Below are 20943 nucleotides of genomic sequence, written 5' to 3' on the forward strand. Positions count from 1 at the left end.
CGTGGCGGCGCCGGGCTGGCTCGCGGCGATGGGACGGGCGGCGGCGGTCGCGGGGCTCGCGGCGCTGGCCGGCTGCGGAGACGCCGCGGAGGCCGGCGGCGCGCCGCGCGCGTCCAGCGCCGCGAGCGCGGGCGTCGGTGGACACGGCGGCGGCGCGAGCGGGACCTCGGTCGAGAGCGGGACCTCGGTCGAGGCGATCCTCGACGAGCTGCGGGAAGACCGCGACGCGGCGCTGCTCGCGCACGCCGCGCGGACCGGCTGGCCCGTCCCGGTGGACGGCGGGGTTCTCTTCGTCTCGACGAGCGCGAGCCTGCGCCTGCTCGCGGGCGATCACGACGGGTGGACCGGCGCCGAGATGACGAGCGACGCCGGCTTCCACTGGATCGTGCTGAACGTGCCCGCGGGCGCTCGCTACAAGCTCACGGACCGCACCGCGTGGGCGGCCGATCCCTGGTCGCGCGCGATCACCTACGACGCCTTCGGCGAGATGAGCCTCGTCGCGCCCAGCGCGGCGCACCTCGAGCGTCATTTCGGCGTGGGCGACGCGGCGATGGAGCCGCGCACCGTGCGCGTGTGGGTGCCGGAGGGGGACGTGGAGCGCGTCCTCTACGTTCACGACGGCCAGAACCTCTTCGACCCAGCGGGCCCGGCGGGCGGCTGGCACCTGCAGGATCACGCGCCGCCCGGGGTGCTCCTGGTCGGCATCGACAGCACCGCGGCGCGGCTCTCCGAGTACACCCACGTCACGGATCGCATCGAGGACGGCGGCGCGCTGATCGGCGGGATGGGCGACGCGTACGCCGACTTCGTGCGCGACACGGTCCGGCCCCTGATCCGGGCGCGCTACGGCGAGCCGGGTCCGGTCGGGATCATGGGCTCGTCGCTCGGGGGGCTCATCAGCTTCCACGCCGCCGATCGCCACCGGGGCGAGTACGCGTTCGCCGCGAGCCTGTCCGGCACCATGGGCTGGGGCAGCATCGGGGCGGGCGTGCGCCACGAGACGATGATCGAGCGGTACGCGGCGCACGCCGAGCCGGCGGCGGCGCTCTACCTGGACTCGGGCGGCGGCGGGGACTGCGTGGACGACGACGGCGACGGCATCGAGGACGACGACCCGGCGGCGGCCGACAACTACTGCGAGAACCGCCAGCTGCGCGGCGCGCTCGCGGGGGCGCGGTCGCCGTACGTGGAGGGCGAGAGCGTGTTCTACGCATGGCACCCGGGGGCCGAGCACGACGAGGCGGCGTGGGCCGCGCGCGTGGCCGAGCCGCTCCGGATCTTCGAGGCGCTGTGACGCGGGATCTCGAGCCGGCGCCGGAGCCCCGCGGGCCTGCCGTGGCCCTCTCCCCTGCCGGGAGCGCCGCGGCGTTCGTGGCGCGCGAGACCGCCGTGGCCAGCCCGCCGCTCGTCCCCGAGGTGAGGCTCCACCTCGCGACCGAGGTCACGCCGCTCTGGCACGCGACCGAGGCGGCGCTCGCGCGCGCGGGCGTGCCGCCGCCGTACTGGGCGTTCGCGTGGGCCGGCGGGCAGGCGCTCGCGCGGTACCTGCTCGATCGCCCCGCCGCGGTCGCGGGCAAGCGCGTGCTCGACCTCGCCGCCGGCGGCGGCATCGTCGCCATCGCCGCGGTCCTCGCCGGCGCCGCGCGCGTGAGCGCCGCCGACATCGACCCGTTCGCCGCGGCCGCGATCGCGCTGAACGCGGCCCAGAACGGCGTCGCCGTCGACGTGATCGCGGAGGATCTCACGGCGAGCGCCGCCCGCGGCGCGTGGGACGTCATCGTGGCGGGCGACATCTTCTACGAGCGCGCGATGGTCGACCGGATGCTCCCCTGGCTGCGGCGACAGGCCGCGGGGCCGGCGGACGTGCTCGTCGGCGATCCGGGGCGCGCCTACTGCCCCGCGGAAGGCGTCGAGGAGCTCGCGCGTTGCCTCGTCCCGACGTCGCTCGATCTGGAGGGGCGCGAGACGCGCGAGGCGCGGGTGCTGCGGCTGCTCCCGCTCCCCGGGGGCGCCGAGGTGGATTCAACCCACGATGGAGAATAGGGCCTCATCATGAGTCGATTGGCGATGATCTTCGCGGGCGTCCTGCTCGCCGCCGGCTGCGGGCGCGGCGCCACGGCGCCTGCCTCCTCCTCGTCGAGCGCAGCTGCAGCGACGGGCGGCGAGCACCGCGCTTCGCCGCCCGCGGCCGCCGCCCCGGCCGCCGCCCCGGCGACCGCCCAGCCAACGCCGAGCACGGCGGCCCCCGACGCCGCGGCGGACGCCGAGCACCAGGGCGCCGCCCCGGAGGCGTCGGGCGACCCTCGGATCGATGAAATCCGGAAGAAGTACGCGGAGATCCAGGCGGACAAAGGCCTGCAGACGAGCGATCTTCGCATGGACTGCCCGAGCAGCGAGGGGAGCGCCGAGGTTCGGCTGCACCAGAAGAACGGCGCTGTCTCGAAGGCCGTGCTGAAGGACATCGCCGCGGGAGACGCCGGGTCCACCTACCAGTTCTATTATGATCGCGGCCGGCTCATCTTCGCCCTCAACGACGCCTTTCCCTTCGGCGAGCCCCCGAAGACGCTCCTCGTGCAGCGCAGGTACTACTACCACCAGGGCAGCCCGATCCTCTGCACGAGGAAGAGCGCGGAGGGCCCCTCCGACAAGGTCGGATCGCTGCTGGACCAGGCGCCGAACGAGCCTGTCGACTGCTCCTTCGCGCCCAAGGTCGAGCGGCTGGCTTCGATGGCGGTGAAGGGCGCAGCGGGGATGGACGAGCTGAAGAAGCAGCTCTGCCCGCGACCGCCCCGGTAGAGGTCGCGAGCGCCCTGCGCCGGGATCACGCCGTCGGCGTCCACCTCAAGGCGCGACCCCGGCCGCGCCGAGCCGCCCCTCGCTCAGCCAGCGCGGCCGATCGCCGAGCGCCGACGCGAGCGCCGGATCGTTCGTCGTGAGCAGGGTCGCCTTCCCCTCGGCGCGGCGCTCCGCGATGAGGTCCAGCACCACGCGCGCGCCGCCTTCATCGAGCCCGTTCGTCGGCTCGTCGAGCACGAGCAGCCACGGGTCGCCGACGAGCGCGGCGAGCAGGAGCGCGCGCTTGCGCTGCCCGAACGACAGCCCGGAGAGGCGCTGACGAAAGAACGAGCCCGCGCCGATCCGCTCGACCCACGCGCGATCGAGCGGCGGCGCCTGCTTGAGCGCCGTCACGAGGGCGACGAGCTCGCAGACCTGCAGGTCGGGCAGCGCCTCGGTGGCGTCGGGCGCGTAGCCGAGCCGGCGCCGCGCCGCGACGCCGCCGCCGTGGACCGGATCGCCGCCGAGGACGACGGCGCCGCGATCGGGCTCCAGCAGCCCGGCGACGATCCGCAGCAAGGTCGATTTGCCGGCGCCGTTGCCGCCCATCACCACGGCCACGTCCGAGGGCCCGCAGCGGAGGTCGACGCCCGAGAGCACGTCCCTGCCCGCGAGCCGCTTGTAGATCCCCGCCGCCTCGAGCATCACCCCGCCCTCCTCTCCCCTGCCCTGGCGCCGCGCGCGCCGCGCGGCGCGGGCCAGCGCGCGCCGGCGGGCCCCGCGAGCAGCGCGGCCGCCGGGGCCCAGGCCGCGAGCGCGATCTCGTCCAGCATCCACGCGGCCACGGTCGCCGCGACGACGGCGGCGAGCACCGAGAGGAGCACCCGGCTGCTGTCGCGGCCGTCCTGCCGCACGGACCAGCGCACGCAGCCGAGCGCGACCCCGGACAGGAGCAGCCCCGCGAGGCCCGCGCCGCCGAGCAGGCGCAGCGCCGCGAGGGGCGCCGCGCGGGTGAGCGCGGCGACCGCCGCCCCGTGCGCGAGCCCGAGGGCGGCGAGCGGCGCGGCCACCGCGGCGGCGGCGGCGACCGCCCGGAGCGGGGCCGACGCGCCGCAGGCGTCGAGGAGCCACGCGATCCGCCGCTCCTCGCGCAGCACCGGGCCGGAGAAGCCGGCGCCCGCGCAGAGCGCGAACGGCGCGAGCGCGACGAGCGACGCGCCGGCGAGCGACGCGTCCTCGAGCGGCTCGCTGCTCCGCGCCCACGCCGCCGCGGCGAGCGCGCCGATCAGCGTGAGCGCGCCGCCGCGCAGGAGCACCGCGCGATGGCCGCGCAGGAGCGCCGCCACGTAGGCGAGCGAGAGCGCGAGGGGCGCGCCGCCGCGGGCGGGCGCGGCCTGCGGGATGAGCGGGAGCTCGCGGCCCGGCGGGACCTCCGGCGCGCGGACGACGGCGGCGCGGAGCCCGAGGGCGAGCGCGGGCGCCGCGCACGCGAGCAGGAGCGGCGCCCGCGCCCCGAGCAGGATCGCGATGGCGAGCAGCGAGAGCGCGGCGAGCTCGCGGCCGCCCCGCGGCCGCGCGACGAGCATGCCGTGCGCCGCGAGCGCGGCGGCGCAGGCGGCGCAGCCGGCGAGCGGGCCGGCGCCGAACGCCCAGAGCAGCGCCCAGGGGAGCTCGGCGACGGCGAGGAGCAGCGCGTGCGCGGCGAGCAGCTGGAGGCGCGGGACCGGCAGCGCGCGGAGGAAGAAGGTCGCCGGGGCGCGGAGCAGCGCGCGCGCCGCGGGCGTCCCGACGAGCAGCCACGCGGCCCACAGCGCGAGCCGGAACGGGAGCGACTCGCCCGCGAGGCCGGTGAGCTGCGCGGGGTGCATCCCGTTGCCGCCGAACACGACCGCGCCGACCACGCCGAGCCCCATGTAGAGCGGCATGGCGCGGGCGAAGGCGTCCTTGCCGGCCGTCGAGACCAGGACGCGCAGGACGAGGGCGAAGCGGCGCAGCACGTCAGGTGCTTGTACCCGCGGCGGGCGGGCGCTTCCCACCGGAAATGCGACCAGGGCAGCGCCGCGCACGAACGCAGCGAGGGGGCACACGGCCCCCTCGCTGCGACGATGTTCTACGGGGATGGATCCGGATCGGAGGCGCCGGCCGCGCCGGCAGGCCGGCCGGGGCCGCGGCGCGGCCCCGGCGCCGACCTCACCGGCGGGCGGGCTCGCGCGGGAGCGCGGCCGCCCTGGCGTCGAACGAGCAGGTCAGGCCGCAGACGTTGTTCGCCGCGCCGACGCAGCGGTCGTCCCACGCGTTGTTGCAGCAGTACGGATCCTGCGCGCAGACCTCCGAGACGCACCAGTCGCACCCGGCGTCGAGCGCCACGCCGGTGTCGCACACGTCGTGGCTGCAGCCGCAGGAGAGGCCGCACGCCGACGCCGCCTGGTCCACGCAGCGCGCGTCCCACGCGTTGTTGCAGCAGTACGGATCCGCCGCGCACACCGCGCTCGCGCACGGATCGCACGACGGGTCGAGCCCCTCGCCCGCCGAGCACAGGTCGTGGCTGCACGCCTGCGTGCAGGTCAGCCCGCAGGTGTTCGCGGCCTGCTCGACGCACGCGCGATCCCACGAGTTGTTGCAGCAGTACGGATCCGCCGCGCACACCGCCTGAGCGCACGGGTCGCACTGCGCATCGAGCGCGCCCCCGGGCGAGCACAGGTCGTGCGCGCAGGCGTCCTGGCACACGACGCCGCAGGTGTTCGCGGCCTGCTCGACGCACACCCGATCCCACTCGTTGGAGCAGCAGTACGGATCCGCCGCGCACACCGCCTGAGCGCACGGGTCGCACGCCGGGTCGAGCGGCGCGCCCGGGTCGCAGACCTCGTGCTCGCAGGTCGGGCACGACCCGCAGTCCAGCGAGCAGCTGCCGCAGTCCTCGCCCTCGCCGCACACGCCGTCGCCGCAGGTGTCGACCTCGCAGGTCTCGCCGCAGATCGACGCGACCTCGTTCACGCACGCGCTGTCCCACGCGACGTCGCAGCAGTACGGATCCAGCTGGCAGATCGACGCGACGCACGGGTCACAGGCCGGGTCGAGCGCACCGCCCTCTTCGCACTTCCTGTGCGCGCAGGAGGTCGTCTCCTCGCCGATGATGCGCACGTTGTCGATGTACCAGCCCTCGAGGTCGTTGATGGCGCCGTCGATCGTGTCGAAGCTGAACGCGATGGTGATGCGCCGATCCGCGAAGCCCGCCAGCGACTCGAAGCGCGGCTCGAACGTGCCGTTCGTCCACGAGGTCGTCCTCGGGAACACCGCCACGTTGCCGGGATCGTCGATATCGGTCACGACGATGGTCGCCGCGTCGTAGTACAGGCCGCCCTCGACCTGGATGAACTGGTCGACGACGAGGAACGGGCTCGACACGCCGGTGAGATCGATGACCGGCAGCGTCAGCGTGCCCGCGTTCCACGTGCCCGTGTCGTAGGTGCCGGTCTCCTCCAGGCCGTACCAGAACGACCGCTCGCCCTCGGACGCGCGGCGCGTGGTGATGTGCCACAGGCCGTCGGAGCTCCAGCCGCCCGAGTCGCCCTCGAAGCCCTCCGAGTACACAACGAGGCCGCCCTCGGTCGTGACCTGGACGTTGTTCGACACGGGCCCGACGTTGCCCGCCTCGTCGACGGCGCGCATGGCGACGTACACGGTCGCGGAGGGCGGCAGGCCCTCGACCTGCGCCTGCACCAGCCAGCCGGCCGGCTGCGCCGGCGGCGCCGACGTCAGCTTCGCGGAGGCGAAGTTGCTGTCGTCCAGCGGGTACAGCGACCAGCGGATCTCGTACGCCGTCGGCGTGCCCTCGAGCCCGTCGTCGCCAGGCGAGGTGAACTGCACGACCGCCGACGTGGCCCCGGCGTCGATCGCGGTCAGATCCGTGACCTGCCCCGGCGGCGTGACGTCGGTGGTGAGCGCGAAGGTCAGCCCGTGCAGCTGGGCGGAAGCCCAGAGGGCGCCCCAGTGGAGCGTCCCGTTCTCCAGGTTGCCGTCGTCGTCGTCGCGCAGGAACACCTCGCGCACGGCCGTCGGGATGTCGGGCGCGTTCGACGGGAAGGAGGGCAGCACCAGGGCGCGGGCGAGCGCGTCGCCGGCCGCCTCGCCGAGCTCGCCGACCAGGTTGGCGCGGGCGTGCCACACGAAGCCGGCCCACGACTGCCCGAGGTTGTGCGCCTCGTCCCAGCCGCCCGGCGGATACACGTAATCGTTGTCGCACGTGCGGATCAGCCCGCCGTCGTCGGTGATCCCCCCGCCGACGAGCGGGTCCTTGAGCAGCAGGCAAGCCAGCGTGTCGCCCCACCCCTCCGACAGACCGCCGTCGTAGATCCCGCCGAACCGATCGTCGACGAAGTGGCCGTACTCGTGGGCGATCACGCTGTCGATCGCGGAGTTGTTGCAGCCGCCGCCCGACAGGAAGAAGTTGATGCTGATCGCGCCAGGATCGTAGTACGCGTTGCAGAAGTCGTTCAGGTTGACGTTCGTCGGCAGCGGCTCGCCGAGGGCGTCCGGCGCGAGGCCGTTCGCCTCGAGGAACGAGCGCGCCGCGTCCACGTAGCGATAGGCGGTGGTCTGCGCGATCTCCTGCTCGCTCGCGCCGGCCGACGAGAACACGAGGCCGACCCCCGGGGCCGCCGCGGCGGCGGCCACGAGGTTCGGCCCCGACACGTTCTCGACCGTCGCCGCGCGGCCGTTCAGCGTCGCCTGGAGGGGCGAGCCGAGCGGCACGTCGAGGCTGAAGGCGCCCGCGGCATCGGCGTGGACGAGGGTCCCGGGGCCCGTGACGCGCGCGTGCGGGAGGCTCGTCTGCGCGACGGTGCCGCCGGACGCGCCCGGGGCGCCGCCGCTCACCGTGAAGCCGGACACCGAGCCGCTCACGACCTCGAACACGCGGTCGTCGATCGTGAGGACCCGGCCGGCGGAGGGGCCGTTGGCGATCACGAGCACGCGCTCGTGGCGGCCGGCGAGGCTGATGTCCCAGACCATCTGGAGCGCGCCCGCGATCGGGCGGATCACCCGCTCGGCCTTCGCCACGCGCGCGTCCGGCTGCGCGCGCAGGACCTGCCGGGCGAGCGCGTTCGCGCGCTCCTCGCCGACCTTGTCCACTGTGTCGACGGCGGCGTCCTGGTAGAGATGGTGGCTCGACGCCGCCAGCTTGCTCCCGCCGTTCCGGTCGGCGCGCAGGGTCAGGTTCAGGTACGTGCCGAAGATCGGCACGCCGTCGCGGACCTGACGGTAGCTCACATGGCTGAGGGTGGCGCGGGCCGGAGTGCGCTCGACATGCTGGCTCGCGGTCTCGAAGTCGCTCGCGGTGAGCGGGCCGAGCGCGATCTTCAGCTCGTCCTTCACCAGCGGCAGCACGTCGGCCGCGTTCAGCGAGCGCGTGGCCGGAAGGGCGATGTCCCTGCCCTGGTGCACACGGCCGCCCTTCACCTCGCGGCCGTACGTCTTGGCCGCCTGGGGGGGGTTGCTGGCGGGAGCCGCGATGGAAGAGGGGGTGTCCTCGCCGCCGCAGCCCGCCATCCCGAGCCCCAGAAGAAAGAGAGATACCAGTCCACGATAACTACGCATTCATCCCTCCGATCGTATTTGATCAGGTTCGAATTAGGACAATGACAACCATGCAGCGACCAGCCGGTCCGCCGCCGCATCGACGCGCGATGACGCGCGATCTCACACCCGCGCGCCCGGCGTCGGCCGGGCGATCGCGCGGCCGGCGGGCGGCGGCGAGCTGCCGTCTCGGGAGAGGCGGCGGCGCCATCGCTTGCGGTCTGCGATCTCCGCGGCTTGCTGCGCGCGTAAGAAAAGCGGCGTCGCTCAGAGGAGCGCCGCCCTAGTCTTCACCTCGAAGCAATTGCACGCGATGTACCAACGACGTCGCTCCCTCCCCCGCGCCGTGGCGTTCACGAGTTAGAGCCAAAATCAGAACGTTCCTTGGCTCAGGCGCGCTGGCCAAACGCTGGCCGGCCAGCTGGCCGGCCGCGTCGCGACATTGCACCTTGCGTACTTGAGCAAGAAGTTGCGGCAGTTCCTGGAGAAACCGCGCCTCCCGCCGCGCGTACGCAGGCGGCGCGCGTCGGAAAGCTGCGGTGGGCCCAGGGCGCGAGCGCACCTCGCGCCGGCCGGCGCGGCGGTGCTCCCGGTGGGCGGCGGAAGCAGTAGACTCGCCCGGGTGAGCCGCTCCCCCGGGCGCCGTGGCGCTGTCCCCTCGCAGCTCTCGCTGTTCGGTGAGGCGCCGCGGCCGGCCGCCGCCGAGGCGCCCGCGGCGCCGGAGCCCGACGCGATGGCCGCGGTCTACGACGACGCCGCCCGCCTCGCGGCGCGGCTGCCGGCAGGGCTGCACCTCGGCACGAGCTCGTGGAGCTTCCCGGGCTGGCAGGGCCTCGTCTACGCCGGGCGGCGGAGCACGGAGGAGCTCGCGCGCGACGGCCTCGCCGAGTACGCGCGCCACCCGCTGCTCACGACGGTCGGCATCGACCGGAGCTTCTACGCCCCCATCCCCGACAGCGACTTCCTTCGTTATAGAGCGCAGCTGCCGGACGGCTTCCGCTGCGTGCCGAAGGCGCTGCACGCCGTCGTGTCCCAGACGCTCCAGCGCTCCGAGGCGCCGCCGGACGGCGACGAGGGGCGCGGCGCGAACCGCGGCCGCGCCGAGCCGAACCCCGACTTCCTGTCGGTCCCGCTCTTCCTGTCGCGCGTCGCCGCGCCGCTGCTCTCGGTCTTCCGGCCGCACGCGGGGCCGGTGCTGCTCGAGCTGCCGCCGGTCGGCCCGCCCCACCGGCTCCCGCCGCGCGCCTTCTTCGAGCGGCTCGACGCCTTCCTCGGCGCGCTGCCGCGCGAGCTCGCCTACGCCGTCGAGCTCCGGGAGCGGGCGTATCTCACCGGCGAGTACCGGGAGATCCTCGGCGCGCACGGCGTCGCCCACACCTACAGCTACTGGCGCAACATGCCATCTCCCGGCGCCCAGGCGGAGGTGGTGCCCGTCTCCAACGCGCCGTTCGCCATCGTCCGGCTCTTGCTCAAGCCCGGTCGCCGCTACGAGGCAGAGCAGCGGCGGTTCCACCCGTTCAACCGGATCGTCGAGCCCGATCCCGCCATGCGCGCGGAGGTCGCGCGGCTCCTCTGCGAGGCCGCGGCGCTGCGCATCGAGAGCTACGTGCTGGTGAACAACAAGGCCGAGGGCTCGGCCCCCCTCACCGTGCGCGCCATCGCCGAGGAGGTCGCCGCGGCGTGGCAGGGGTCCACCGCGGCCGCTGGCGGGTGATCCGACCCGGGCCGATCGCCCGCTGCTCCGCAGAGGGCGCCGGCCCGCCGCGCGCCGCGGCGGGAACAGGCTGGAAAGGCGCCCCGCGCGGGCGGCCCCGGGGCCGGCGCGGCGCGCTCCTCAGGATTCCGGGTCGCGAAAAGGGCTCTCCTCGCCGCGTCATCCGTGCAACACCTCGCGCGCCGCGGCCCGCGCGCCGGCCGCGGCAGCGGACGCGCACAGCGCTTGGAGGTGCCCAGTGAAACGCAGTGAAGCTCCGGCCCGCGCCGACGTCGTCATCGTCGGCGCCGGCCACAACGGTCTCGTCGCCGCCGTCCTCCTCGCCCGCCGCGGGCTCGACGTCGTGGTGCTCGAGGAGAAGGACGCCGTGGGCGGCGCGGTGAAGACCGAGCGCCCCTTCAAGAAGGCGCCGTCCCTGGGCGTCTCGAGCGGCGCCTACCTGCTCGGGCTCGCCCCGCCCGAGCTGCTCGGAGAGCTCGGCGTCTCGCTCCCCCTCCGGCGGCGCGATCCGCACTATTTCCTCCCGACGACCGACCGGCGCTACCTGCTCTTCGGCTCGGACCAGGCCGCGATGAAGCGGCAGTTCCTCGAGTTCTTCTCCCAGGAGGACTGGGACGCGAACAGCGCCCTCCAGGCCGAGCTCGCCGCGCTCCGGGACGACATCGCCCCGACCTGGCTCGAGGAGCCGCTCTCCATCGAGGAGACCGCGGAGCGCTACGTGCGGCCCGCCCTCCGGCAGACGTTCGTGGCGCTCTGCCGGGGCACGATCTCCGACTACCTCGCGCGGTTCCCCTGGAAGAGCGATCTCCTCCAGGCGATGTACGCCGCGACCGACGCCTTCTCGGGGCTCGCGGGCGGCTTCGACACGCCCGGCACCGGGATGAACTTCCTCGTCCACAACATGTGCCGCCTCCCGGGCGGAGACGGGACCTGGATGATCGTCGAGGGCGGCATGGGCACGGTCACCCGCCTCTTCGCCGAGAAGGCGCGGGCCGAGGGCGCCACGATCGTCACCGGCGCCCGCGTCGCGCAGATCGAGTCGTCCGGGGGCGCCGTCTCCGGGGTGCTCCTCGAGGACGGCACGCGCATCGCCGCCCGGGCGGTCGTCTCGAACGCCGATCCGTTCCGCACCCGCGCGCTGGCCGGCGGCGCGGCGATCGGGGCGGCGCTGTCGACGCGGCTCGACGCGCTCGCGAAGGACGGCTCCACGCTCAAGGTCAACATGGCGCTGACCGGCCTGCCCCGGTTCACCTGCCTCCCGGAGGACCGCGGGCAGTTCGGGCCGACCATCCACCTCCTGCCGGACGAGGACGTCGTGATGGACGTGCTGCGCCAGGCCCACCGCGACGCGATGAGCGGGCGTCTGCCCGAGTTCCCCGCGATCGAGTGGTACTTCCACACGCCGATCGACCCGAGCCTGCGCGACGCGGAGGGGCACCACAACGCCGCGCTCTTCGTGCAGTGGGTGCCCTACGCGCTCGCGAGCGGCGAGACGTGGGACCAGGCCGCCCCGCGCTACGTGAAGCACCTCCTCTCGATCTGCGACCGGTTCGCGCCGGGGATGAGCGATCTCGTGCTGGAGACGTTCACGCTGGCGCCGCCGGACATCGAGCGGCACTTCGGGATCACGCGGGGGCACATCCACCACATCGACAACGGCTTCGGCTTCGCCGATCGCGTGCCCTACCGGTTCGGGCTCGCCGGGCTCTACTCGTGCAGCGCCGGCACGCACCCGGCCGGGTCGGTGATCGGCGCGGCGGGGCACAACGCCGCCAAGGCCGCGCTCGCCGACCTCGGCAAGTGACCCGGGCGGCGGGCGCGGGGGCGCTCCCGGCCCGCCGCCGCGCGTCGATCGCGCGCGCCTCGACAGGCGCGGCCTGAGCGCCGGCGCTATCCGCCGGCGCCCAGCCCGCCGGTGCCCAGGCCCCCGCCGGCGCCTAGGCCCCCGCCCGTGCCCAGGCCCCCGCCGGCGCCCAGGTCGCCGCCCGTGCCGAGGTCGCCGCCCGTGCCGAGGTCGCCGCCCGTGCCGAGGTCCCCGCCCGTGCCGAGGTCCCCGCCGGCCCCGAGCCCGCCGGCGCCCAGCCCGCCAGCACCGCCCAGCCCGCCGGCGCCCTGGTCGCCGGGCCCCGTTCCATCGTTGCTCCGCCCGCCGTCGCCCTGCGCGCCAGCCCCTGACGCGGGGCCGCCGTTGCCGCTGTTCTGCCCGCCAGGAGGCGTCGTGGGCGGCGCCGATGGCGGGCTCGGGGGCGGGAGGTCCGATGGCGATGGATCGTTGATGCACGCGGCGCCGGCGAGCGCCGACAGGAGCAACGGCAGCCGCAGGAGCCGGCGCCGCAGGGGCATGGAAGACATCGAAAGCATCGTTGCACCGTGCCTTTCTGGTCGGGTTTCCGGACACATGGAGCGACGGCGGTCGCATGCCCAGTGTCCCGGCGCTCGAGGCGCTCCTCCGGCGCGCGACGTCGCTGCAGTGGGGGCGGCCCGTGGCGCCGGCCGCCCACCGCGGCGCACCTCGCGGCACGGCCCCGGACGGGCGATCAGCTGGCCGCGCGCACGATGCGTCCCTGCGTCGTCACCACCGCGCGCTCGCACGGCGCGCCCACGTCCGCGCCGACGGCGACCCGCGCGCCGGGCCACACCACGCACCCGCGCAGCGCCCCGGCCCCCTCGACCCGCGCCCCCGCGCCGACGACGCTGCCGGTCACGTCCACGCCCTCGGCCACGGACGCCCCCGGGCCGACGTAGCTCGGCAGGCCGCGCTGCGCGAGCCAGCGCGCGCTCGCCGCGAGGTAGGCGGCGAGCGTGCCGATGTCGTGCCACACGGCGGGCGCCGCGAACGTCGCGAGCGGCCGCCCCTCGCGCAGCCACGGCAGGTACACGTCCCCGACCATGCAGCCGCGCGGCGGCAGCCGCCGCCGGATCGCCTCGCCGACCACCTGCACGCCCACGAAATCGCCGCCCGCGACCTCCTCGCCGAAGCGCTCGCCGCGCAGCCGGACCACCTCGCCCCGGCCGCCGACGCCCACCGTCCCCTCGCCGGCCGGCCGCGGCGCCACCGCGAGCGTCGCGGCCGCGCCGCGCTCCCCGTGCGCCGCGCGGAGCGCCGCCACGTCGAGATCGATGAGGATGTCGCCGTTCCAGAGCACCACGTCGCCGTCGCCGAGCGCGCCCGCCGCGTTCGCGAGGCCCCCCGCGGTGCCGAACGGCTCCGGCTCGTGCAGGACCTCGACCGGCAGCGGGAACGCCGCGAGCAGGTCGCGCGTGAAGCGCTCCGCGAGGTGGGACTTGTTCAGCGCGGCGCGCCGGACGCCGCCCGCGGCGAGCTGCCCGGCGATGTGCGCGACGAGCGGGCGATCGCCGAGCCACAGGAGCGGCTTCGGCAGCTCGTCGGTGAGCGGGCGGAGCCGGGTCCCGAGCCCCGCCGCCAGGATCATGGCAGAGGCCATGCGCCGGAGGATCGCCCCCTCCGCGAGGAACGTCCAAGAAATCGAGGGGGCGACCGCGGATAGCTCCGTGCGTGCATCGACGAGCGTCGGACGGAGCTCGACTCCGAGTCACGTGGCAGGGCTGGGACCGATCCGCGCGGCGCACGTGGTCGCCGCGGTCCTGGCGCCCGAGCAGTTCCGCACCAAGCAGCAGTTTTGGAGCTACTGCGGTCTGGGGCTGGTCACCAACTTATTTGGTCGAAGCCGCTGAGCTATTCTAGAAGCGCCCGTACGAAAAATCCCGATCGGCCTGTATGGACAAGCCCTACTAACTCGTCGTCTCACGCCTGCGTGCGAGCGGCCGAGCGACGTCCGGGATACACACCGCCGAAGACATTCAGGTCGCCCCGCGTCGACCATATCGACGACGCACGAGAGAAGTCAGCGAACATGCAACCTTTCACGCTGCCCGACTTCTACATGCCGTATCCGGCGCGCATCAATCCGCACCTCGAAGGTGCGCGCACGCACACCAAGGGCTGGTCCTACGAGATGGGTATCCTGGAGGAGAACCCGCAAGGAAAACCCATCTGGACCGAGAGCGACCTCGACGCGCACGACTACGCGCTGCTCTGCGCGTACACCCACCCCGACGCGCCCGCGCCCGAGCTCAATCTGATCACGGATTGGTATGTCTGGGTGTTCTTCTTCGACGATCATTTCCTCGAAATCTACAAGCGCACCAAGGACATGCGCGGCGCGAAGGCGTACCTCGATCGCCTGCCGCTCTTCATGCCCGTCGTGCCCACGGGGACGCCGCCGGAGCCGACGAACGTGGTCGAGCGCGCGCTCGCGGACCTCTGGGCGCGGACCGTCCCGCTCACCTCGGTCCACTGGCGCGAGCGCTTCCTCGAGGCGACGAAGAACCTGCTGCTCGAATGCATGTGGGAGCTCGCCAATATCCAGGAGAACCGCGTCGCGAACCCGGTCGAATACATCGAGATGCGCCGCAAGGTCGGCGGCGCGCCCTGGTCCGCGGGCCTCGTCGAGATCGCCGTGGGCGCCGAGGTCCCGACCGCCGTCGCCGCGACGCGCCCCCTCGAGGTCCTGCGCGACACGTTCTCGGACGGCGTCCACCTGCGCAATGACCTGTTCTCGTACCAGCGGGAGGTCGAGGAGGAAGGGGAAAACGCCAACTGCGTGCTCGTCCTCGAGCGTTTCCTCGGCGTCCCCACGCAAAGAGCAGCCGATTTGACGAACGAGATCCTGACGTCGCGGCTCCAGCAGTTCGAGAACACGGCGCTCGTCGAGGTGCCGGCGCTCTGCGTGGAGTACGGGCTGACGCCGGCCCAAGCCCTCGACGTCGCCAAGTATGTGAAGGGGCTGCAGGATTGGCAGTCCGGCGGCCACGAATGGCACATGCGATCGAGCCGCTACATGAACGAAAACGCGGACAAATCCGCGAGCGCCCCCGATTTCCTCGGGGCGCCGACGGGGCTCGGCACCTCGGCGTTCCGGATCAGGCTCACCCCCGGCGGCCTGGGTTTGCAGCGGCTCAAGACCCTCACCCACGCCCCGTTCCGGCCCGTGGGCAGGATGCCGCTCCCGAAGATCTACATGCCATTCAAGCTCCGCTTGAGCCCACACCTGCCCGCGGCGCGCCGGAACACCCTCGAGTGGGCCCGCAAGCTCGCGATGCTCGACGTGGTGCCGGGCGTCTTCGGCTCCGGGATCTGGGACGAGCGCAGGTTCATCGGCTTCGATTTTCCCATCTGCGCCGCGGGAATTCACCCGGACGCGTCCCCGCACGAGCTCGATCTGAGCTCGGGTTGGCTGACGTGGGGGACGTACGGCGACGATTACTTCCCGCTGGTGTTCGGCGCGACGCGGGACATGGCGGGCGCGAAACGGTTCAACGCGCGGCTCTCGATGTTCATGCCCCTCGACTGCGCGGGCGCCCCGGCGCCCGAGAACCCGGTGGAGAGCGGCCTGCTGGATCTCTGGATCCGCACAGCTTCCCCCATGTCGATGAGGTCGCGGCAGACGCTCCGCCGCAGCATCGAGAACATGACCGGGAGCTGGCTCTGGGAGCTCCTGAACCAGACCCAGAACCGGATCCCGGATCCGGTCGATTACGTCGAGATGCGCCGCAAGACGTTCGGCGCCGATCTCACGATGGGCCTGTCCAGGCTCACGCTCGGCGACGTGGTCCCGGCCGAGGTCTTCCGAACGCGGACGATGCGAGGGCTCGACAACACCACGGCCGACGTGGGCGGGTGGATCAACGATCTCTATTCGTACCGCAAGGAGATCGAGTTCGAGGGCGAGCTCAGCAACCTCGTGCTGGTCGTCGAGCGGTTCCTCGAATGCGACGCGCAGCGGGCCAAGGAGGTCGTCAATGACCTGATCACGGCGCGTGTGCTGGAGTTCGAGCACATCGTCGCGACCGAGCTGCCCCGCATCCTCGACGAGTTCGACCTCGACAAGGCGGCCCGCGAGGCCGTGCTCGGATACGTCGAGAAGCAGCGATCGTACATGGCTGGCGTCCTCAACTGGCACGTCGCGACGAGCCGGTACGTGGACGCGGAGCTCGAGCGCCACCCGATCGAACGGGCGATCGAGGGCGCGCGTGGGTTTGGCGCCTCTGCGGCGCGTATCAGCAGCTTCTTCGGCGCCGGAAAAGCCGGTGCCGCGGCTCCTGCTGCGAAGGCGGATCTTTCGATGGGTACGGCCCGGTCCGTGCCGGTGAAGCACGGGCGGTCCTAACCGTCCGGGAAAGAGGGACTCATGTCTATCTCAGGGAATTTGGGTTCGATCGATCAGCAGCAGACCAGCCTCGCGACGGCGGCCGCGAGGCAGCTCGCCACGACCACCAAGTCGGCGCCGCAGATGCAGGGCATCTCGTCGCGGTGGTTGCTCAAGCTCCTGCCGTGGGTGCACGTCAACGGCGTATACCGCGTGAACCGCCGCCTGAGCTATGCGGTGGGCGACGGGCGCGTGACGTTCACGAGCACCGGCGCGAAGATCCACGTCATCCCGCAGGAGCTCTGTGAGCTGCCGCTCCTCCGCGGTTACGAGGACGTCGAGGTCCTCACCGCGCTGGCGAACCGCTTCGTGCAGCGTGAATACAAGCCCGGCGACGTCATCTCCGAGCGCGGCAAGGAGGCCGATCACATCTGCCTCATCGCGCACGGCAAGATCAACAAGATCGGCGCGGGCAAGTACGGCGATGAGACGGTGCTCGCGGTCCTCGCGGACGGCGACCATTACAGCTACCAGGCGCTCCTGGAGACGCAGGATTACTGGACGTTCACGGCCAAGGCCGTCACGGCGGTCACGGTGCTGACGCTCCAGCAGAACGTCTTCGAGGAGCTCGTCGCCCAGCACCCGTCGCTGAAGCAGCACCTCGAGAACTTCAAGGCGCTCGCCACGAAGAAGAAGGACAACACGGGCGAGGCGGCGATCGAAATCGCGGCGGGCCACTCCGGCGAGCCCGTCCTCCCCGGCACGTTCGTCGATTACGAGACCTCGCCCCGCGAGTACGAGCTCAGCGTGGCGCAGACCGTGCTCCAGATCCACACGCGCGTCGCGGATCTGTTCAATGAGCCGATGAACCAGACGGAGCAGCAGCTCCGCCTGACCATCGAGGCCCTGAAGGAGACCCAGGAGCACGAGCTCATCAACAACCGCGAGTTCGGCCTCCTGCACAACGCCGACCTGAAGCAGCGCATCCACACCCACAGCGGCCCCCCGACGCCGAACGACATGGACGAGCTCCTCGCCACGGTCTGGAGGGAGCCGTCGTTCTTCCTCGCGCCCCCGCGCGCCATTGCGGCGTTCGGCCAGGAGTGCAGCCGCCTCGGCATCTATCCGCAGAGCGTCGAGGTGAACGGCAACCACGTCCCGGCGTGGCGCGGCGTGCCGATCTTCCCGTGCAACAAGATCCCGGTCTCGGAGACGCGGACGACCTCGATCCTGCTCGTGCGCGCGGGCGAGAAGAACCAGGGCGTCATCGGCCTGCACCACGCCGGCATTCCGGACGAGGTCGAGCCGAGCCTCAACGTGCGCTTCATGGGGATCAACGAGAAGGCCATCATGTCGTACCTCGTCAGCCTCTATTACTCGGCGGCCGTGCTGGTCCCCGACGCGCTCGGCGTCCTGGAGAGCGTCGAGATCGGACGCGCCTACGAATGAGACGCGAGCGGTAGGCGCTCCGCGTGTGCCCCGCACAGACGCGGGGGATACGCGGAGCGCTCTGCTCTCCGAAGCGCGCAGAAGGAAAGGCACATCATGGCAAACGCCGAAACACCTGGGATCGGGAACGAGGTAGAGCGTTCGAGCCTCGGGACGCTGGGGGCGCGAAAGCTCGCGACGACGACCAAGTCGCATCCGCAGATGCAGGGGATCACGTCCCGGTGGCTCTTGCGGGTCTTGCCCTGGATCGAGGTCCCGGGCGGCACGTATCGCGTGAACCGCCGCCTGAGTTATGCCATCGGCGACGGGCGGTTGAGCTTCGGCAACATCGGGGCGAATGTGCAGGTGATCCCGCAGGAGCTCTGCGAATTGCCGCTCTTGCAAGGCTTCTCGGACGACGCCGTGCTCGACGCCCTGGCGAGCCGGTTCATCCAGCGGGAGTACAAGCCCGGCGCGCTGATCGCCGAGCGCGGAAAACCCGCGGAGACGATCTTCCTGCTCGCGCACGGGAAGGCCCAGAAGCTCGGCGTCGGCAAGTACGGCGCCGACACGATCCTCGACGTCCTCGCGGATGGGGACCATTTCGGGGATCAGTCCGTCATCGAATCGAACGACGTCTGGACGTATTCGGTCAAGGCCGTCACGCCGTGCATCGTCCTCGAGCTGCCGCAGCGCGCCTTCGAGGAGCTGATCTCGCGATCCCCGGCGCTCCGCGCGCACGTCGAGTCGCTCAAGGAGCGGCTGAAGAAGCCGCAGGACAAGCTCGGACAGGCGGCGATCGCGATCACCGCCGGTCACAAGGGCGAGCGCGCGCTCCCGGGGACGTTCGTCGATTACGAGGCCGCGCCGCGTGAATACGAGCTCAGCGTCGCGCAGACGGTCCTCCGGCTCCACACGCGCGTCTCGGATCTCTTCAACGATCCGATGGATCAGCTCCAGGAGCAGCTCCGCCTGACCGTCGAGGCCCTGCGCGAGCGGCAGGAGCACGAGCTCATCAACAACCGCGACTTCGGCCTCCTGCACAACGCCGACCTGAAGCAGCGCCTCCATCCCCGGAGCGGCCGCCCGACGCCCGACGACATGGACGAGATCCTCTGCCGGCGCCGCAAGTCGCAGTTTTTCCTGGCGCACCCGCGCACGATCGCCGCCTTCCACCGGGAGTGCAGTCGCCGCGGCGTCTACCCGACCAGCGTCGTGCTCTCCGGCGCGAGAGTCACGGCGTGGCGCGGCGTCCCGATCCTGCCTTGCGACAAGATCCCGATCAACGGGGACGACACGAGCTCCATTCTCGTCATGCGCACGGGGCAGGAGCATCAGGGCGTCATCGGCCTCCACCGCACGGGCCTCCCCGACGAGATCGAGCCCGGTGTCTCGGCCCGCAAGATGGAGACCGACCCGAAGGCCATCAGCTCGTACCTCGTGAGCACGTACTACTCCGCCGCGGTGCTGGTGCCCGACGCTCTCGGCGTCCTTGAGAACGTGCAGATCGGGCGGTAGGCTCGTCAGCCTCGATGACGCTGCATCTCGACCTGCTCCTCCACAACCTGGTCGCGCTGTGCATCGCGATCGTGGTGCTCCTGCTCCTCTCGGAGCTCGTGGTCAGGCTGATCCATCGGGGCTACGCTTTCGTCTTGCGCTCGCCGACGCTGGAGCGCGTCACGGCGGACGAGCGCAAATCGTTCCGGCGTCGCGTCCGTCGCCGCGCGCTCGTCTGGGTCGCGCTCGTCGGGGCCGTGCTCATCGGCGGCGCGGCGTTCGCCACGGTTCGCGGAATTCGCGCCCTCGACGTGGTGAAGAGCGCGCTCGTCGGGCTCATCGGAGACGAGCCCGCGCTCGCCAAGACGCGGTTGCTCACCGCGCTCGGCATCGTCGTCGGCGCGCTCTTCGTCGACGCCCTCGCCCGCGGGCTCGCCGACGCGCTGGGAAAGGCGGTCGCGCGCTCGGACTGGCTGGAGAAGCGGCGCGAGCCGGTCGCAGAGGTCACGATACGCCTGCGCAAGGCGCTCCGCGTGGTCGTCCTCGGCGCCGCCGCGGTCGTCCTCACCGAGAAGCTCGCGCTCGCGCCGGGGCCCCAGCGCGCCGTATTGCTCGCCAGCTACACGCTGGGCGCGTTTTACGTGAGCCGCCTCGCGACGGGGATCGGATACCTCCTCCTCGACGTCATCTTCGACAACTCCACGAGGCTCGCCCGCGTCGAGAGCCCGCTCAGGTACCTCGGGAACCTGTCGCACCTGCTCGGGATCACGAAGCGCGTCGTCGATTATTGCGTGTACATCACGGCGGCGACGTGGGTCGCGGACGCGCTCACACCCGACACGTGGCTCTCGCAGGCGGGGCGGGTCGGGCTCCGGATCATCGCGATCGTTTATGCGAGCCGGGTCCTCGTCGAGATCTGCGTGCTCCTCATCAACGACCTCTTCCTCGGGAAGGTGGCGGAGGAGAACCCCCAGACGCTCCAGCAGCGAAAAACCCTGGTCCCTGTGGCCATGGGCTTCGTGCGGTACGCGATTTACTTCTCGGCTCTCGTGCTGGGCCTGCGCGAGGCGTCCGTCGATCCCACGCCGCTGCTCGCCGGCGCCGGCGTCATCGGCGTGGCCATCGGCTTCGGCGCGCAGACGTTCGTGGGCGACATCGTGGCCGGCTTCTTCATCCTCTTCGAGAACCTGCTCCTCGTCGGGGATCTCGTGGAAATCGGCGGCATCCAGGGGCGCGTGGAGGAGATCGGCGTTCGTATCACGAAGATCCGCGACGAGATCGGCGTGCTCCATTCGATCCCGAACGGCGAGGTGCGCAAGGTCGCGAACCATTCGCGAACCTACGTGAACGCGGTGGTCGACGTGCACGTGCCTTACGAGGAGGACGTTCAGCGGGTGCGTGAGCTCCTCGCGAGGGTCGCCGAGAAGGAGGTCGAACTGCAGACGGGCGCTCCGGGGCAGGTGGACGTCGGCGTGGAGGAGCTCAACGAGGGATCGATCGTCCTGCGTATCAGCGCGCGCGTGCCGCCCGGCAAGAACAAGGAAGTGAACGACGCGCTGCGCGGCCGCGTCGTGGAGGAGCTCTGCAAAGCTCAGGTCAGCGCGCCGCGCCCGCGCCGAGCCGTCCTCATCGACAGCACGCTTTCCGTCAAGAACCCGCCGAGGCGAGACATCGAGGAATCCGCGCCCGTCATGCCCTTCTCGCCCGCGAGCGACGACTGACGAGCGGTTCGTCTCGCGTGGTCGGGCTCATCCCGAGCATGAGCCGCGGGGATCCCGCCGGGCG

The 20943-nt window shown here is 72.4% G+C and carries 15 protein-coding genes; 10 read left to right on the forward strand and 5 right to left on the reverse strand.

Features of this window, described 5'->3' with window-relative positions; genetic code table 11:
- The first annotated feature begins 1 nt into the window (after position 1).
- Genes WMF33_RS22220 through WMF33_RS22230 form a run of 3 tightly spaced genes read left to right on the forward strand, consistent with a single transcriptional unit; the run spans position 2 to position 2796 of the window.
- Positions 2-1294, forward strand: coding sequence for an alpha/beta hydrolase (locus WMF33_RS22220; RefSeq protein WP_437339012.1), 1293 nt, complete (start codon positions 2-4; stop codon positions 1292-1294).
- A gap of 41 nt (positions 1295-1335) precedes the next feature.
- Positions 1336-2043, forward strand: a complete 708-nt coding sequence (locus WMF33_RS22225) for a class I SAM-dependent methyltransferase (RefSeq protein ID WP_437339013.1) — start codon at positions 1336-1338, stop codon at positions 2041-2043.
- A gap of 9 nt (positions 2044-2052) precedes the next feature.
- The gene (locus tag WMF33_RS22230) at positions 2053-2796 is read left to right on the forward strand and encodes a hypothetical protein (RefSeq protein ID WP_437339014.1); all 744 of its coding nucleotides are present in this window, start codon (positions 2053-2055) and stop codon (positions 2794-2796) included.
- A gap of 45 nt (positions 2797-2841) precedes the next feature.
- Here WMF33_RS22230 and WMF33_RS22235 read toward each other — a convergent pair whose 3' ends face one another.
- The 3 genes from WMF33_RS22235 to WMF33_RS22245 form a co-directional block, all read right to left on the reverse strand.
- Positions 2842-3480, reverse strand: a complete 639-nt coding sequence (locus WMF33_RS22235) for an ATP-binding cassette domain-containing protein (RefSeq protein WP_437339507.1) — start codon at positions 3478-3480, stop codon at positions 2842-2844.
- Positions 3480-4772: a hypothetical protein gene (locus WMF33_RS22240; protein ID WP_437339015.1), complete on the reverse strand. Its 1293-nt coding sequence runs from the start codon at positions 4770-4772 to the stop codon at positions 3480-3482. The genes WMF33_RS22235 and WMF33_RS22240 overlap by 1 nt, the downstream gene beginning before the upstream one ends.
- Before the next feature lie 193 nt (positions 4773-4965).
- Positions 4966-8370: a hypothetical protein gene (locus tag WMF33_RS22245; RefSeq protein ID WP_437339016.1), complete on the reverse strand. Its 3405-nt coding sequence runs from the start codon at positions 8368-8370 to the stop codon at positions 4966-4968.
- Between the two features lie 601 nt (positions 8371-8971).
- Here WMF33_RS22245 and WMF33_RS22250 point away from each other — a divergent pair.
- Together WMF33_RS22250 and WMF33_RS22255 are read left to right on the forward strand one after the other, a co-directional pair.
- Positions 8972-10063, forward strand: coding sequence for a DUF72 domain-containing protein (locus WMF33_RS22250; RefSeq protein WP_437339017.1), 1092 nt, complete (start codon positions 8972-8974; stop codon positions 10061-10063).
- Between the two features lie 238 nt (positions 10064-10301).
- Positions 10302-11867, forward strand: a complete 1566-nt coding sequence (locus WMF33_RS22255) for a phytoene desaturase family protein (RefSeq protein ID WP_437339018.1) — start codon at positions 10302-10304, stop codon at positions 11865-11867.
- Positions 11868-11953: 86 nt separating this feature from the next.
- Here the strand turns inward: WMF33_RS22255 and WMF33_RS22260 are convergent, their stop codons facing one another.
- Both WMF33_RS22260 and WMF33_RS22265 read right to left on the reverse strand, forming a co-directional pair.
- Positions 11954-12415 carry a hypothetical protein gene (locus WMF33_RS22260; protein ID WP_437339019.1) on the reverse strand — a complete coding sequence of 154 codons (462 nt, stop codon included), beginning with the start codon at positions 12413-12415 and terminating at the stop codon, positions 11954-11956.
- A 185-nt stretch (positions 12416-12600) separates the two neighbouring features.
- Positions 12601-13509 carry a sugar phosphate nucleotidyltransferase gene (locus WMF33_RS22265; RefSeq protein WP_437339020.1) on the reverse strand — a complete coding sequence of 303 codons (909 nt, stop codon included), beginning with the start codon at positions 13507-13509 and terminating at the stop codon, positions 12601-12603.
- Here WMF33_RS22265 and WMF33_RS22270 point away from each other — a divergent pair.
- The 5 genes from WMF33_RS22270 (at position 13508) to WMF33_RS22290 (ending at position 20879) form a co-directional block, all read left to right on the forward strand.
- The gene (locus tag WMF33_RS22270) at positions 13508-13759 is read left to right on the forward strand and encodes a transposase (RefSeq protein ID WP_437339021.1); all 252 of its coding nucleotides are present in this window, start codon (positions 13508-13510) and stop codon (positions 13757-13759) included. The two genes, WMF33_RS22265 and WMF33_RS22270, sit on opposite strands and share 2 nt — an antisense overlap.
- Positions 13760-13938: 179 nt before the next feature.
- Positions 13939-16254 (forward strand): family 2 encapsulin nanocompartment cargo protein terpene cyclase, encoded by a 2316-nt coding sequence (locus tag WMF33_RS22275; protein ID WP_437339022.1) that lies wholly within the window; start codon positions 13939-13941, stop codon positions 16252-16254.
- A gap of 21 nt (positions 16255-16275) precedes the next feature.
- Complete coding sequence (locus WMF33_RS22280) at positions 16276-17682, forward strand: family 2B encapsulin nanocompartment shell protein (RefSeq protein WP_437339023.1); 1407 nt, start codon at positions 16276-16278, stop codon at positions 17680-17682.
- Between the two features lie 96 nt (positions 17683-17778).
- Positions 17779-19179, forward strand: a complete 1401-nt coding sequence (locus WMF33_RS22285; protein WP_437339024.1) for a family 2B encapsulin nanocompartment shell protein — start codon at positions 17779-17781, stop codon at positions 19177-19179.
- Between the two features lie 14 nt (positions 19180-19193).
- Positions 19194-20879, forward strand: a complete 1686-nt coding sequence (locus WMF33_RS22290) for a mechanosensitive ion channel family protein (protein ID WP_437339025.1) — start codon at positions 19194-19196, stop codon at positions 20877-20879.
- The last annotated feature ends 64 nt before the right edge of the window (positions 20880-20943 follow it).

Source organism: Sorangium sp. So ce394, from assembly GCF_051474665.1.
Classification (GTDB): domain Bacteria; phylum Myxococcota_A; class Polyangia; order Polyangiales; family Polyangiaceae; genus Sorangium; species Sorangium cellulosum_D.

What these genes read in the sequence shown, in the direction of transcription:
- WMF33_RS22230 (WP_437339014.1), top strand. Translation starts at nt 2,053, where the DNA reads ATGAGTCGATTGGCGATGATCTTCGCGGGCGTCCTGCTCGCCGCCGGC.
- WMF33_RS22235 (WP_437339507.1), bottom strand. Translation starts at nt 3,480, where the DNA reads ATGCTCGAGGCGGCGGGGATCTACAAGCGGCTCGCGGGCAGGGACGTG.
- WMF33_RS22245 (WP_437339016.1), bottom strand. Translation starts at nt 8,370, where the DNA reads ATGCGTAGTTATCGTGGACTGGTATCTCTCTTTCTTCTGGGGCTCGGG.
- WMF33_RS22260 (WP_437339019.1), bottom strand. Translation starts at nt 12,415, where the DNA reads ATGTCTTCCATGCCCCTGCGGCGCCGGCTCCTGCGGCTGCCGTTGCTC.
- WMF33_RS22270 (WP_437339021.1), top strand. Translation starts at nt 13,508, where the DNA reads ATGCGCCGGAGGATCGCCCCCTCCGCGAGGAACGTCCAAGAAATCGAG.
- WMF33_RS22265 (WP_437339020.1), bottom strand. Translation starts at nt 13,509, where the DNA reads ATGGCCTCTGCCATGATCCTGGCGGCGGGGCTCGGGACCCGGCTCCGC.
- WMF33_RS22275 (WP_437339022.1), top strand. Translation starts at nt 13,939, where the DNA reads ATGCAACCTTTCACGCTGCCCGACTTCTACATGCCGTATCCGGCGCGC.
- WMF33_RS22280 (WP_437339023.1), top strand. Translation starts at nt 16,276, where the DNA reads ATGTCTATCTCAGGGAATTTGGGTTCGATCGATCAGCAGCAGACCAGC.
- WMF33_RS22285 (WP_437339024.1), top strand. Translation starts at nt 17,779, where the DNA reads ATGGCAAACGCCGAAACACCTGGGATCGGGAACGAGGTAGAGCGTTCG.
- WMF33_RS22290 (WP_437339025.1), top strand. Translation starts at nt 19,194, where the DNA reads ATGACGCTGCATCTCGACCTGCTCCTCCACAACCTGGTCGCGCTGTGC.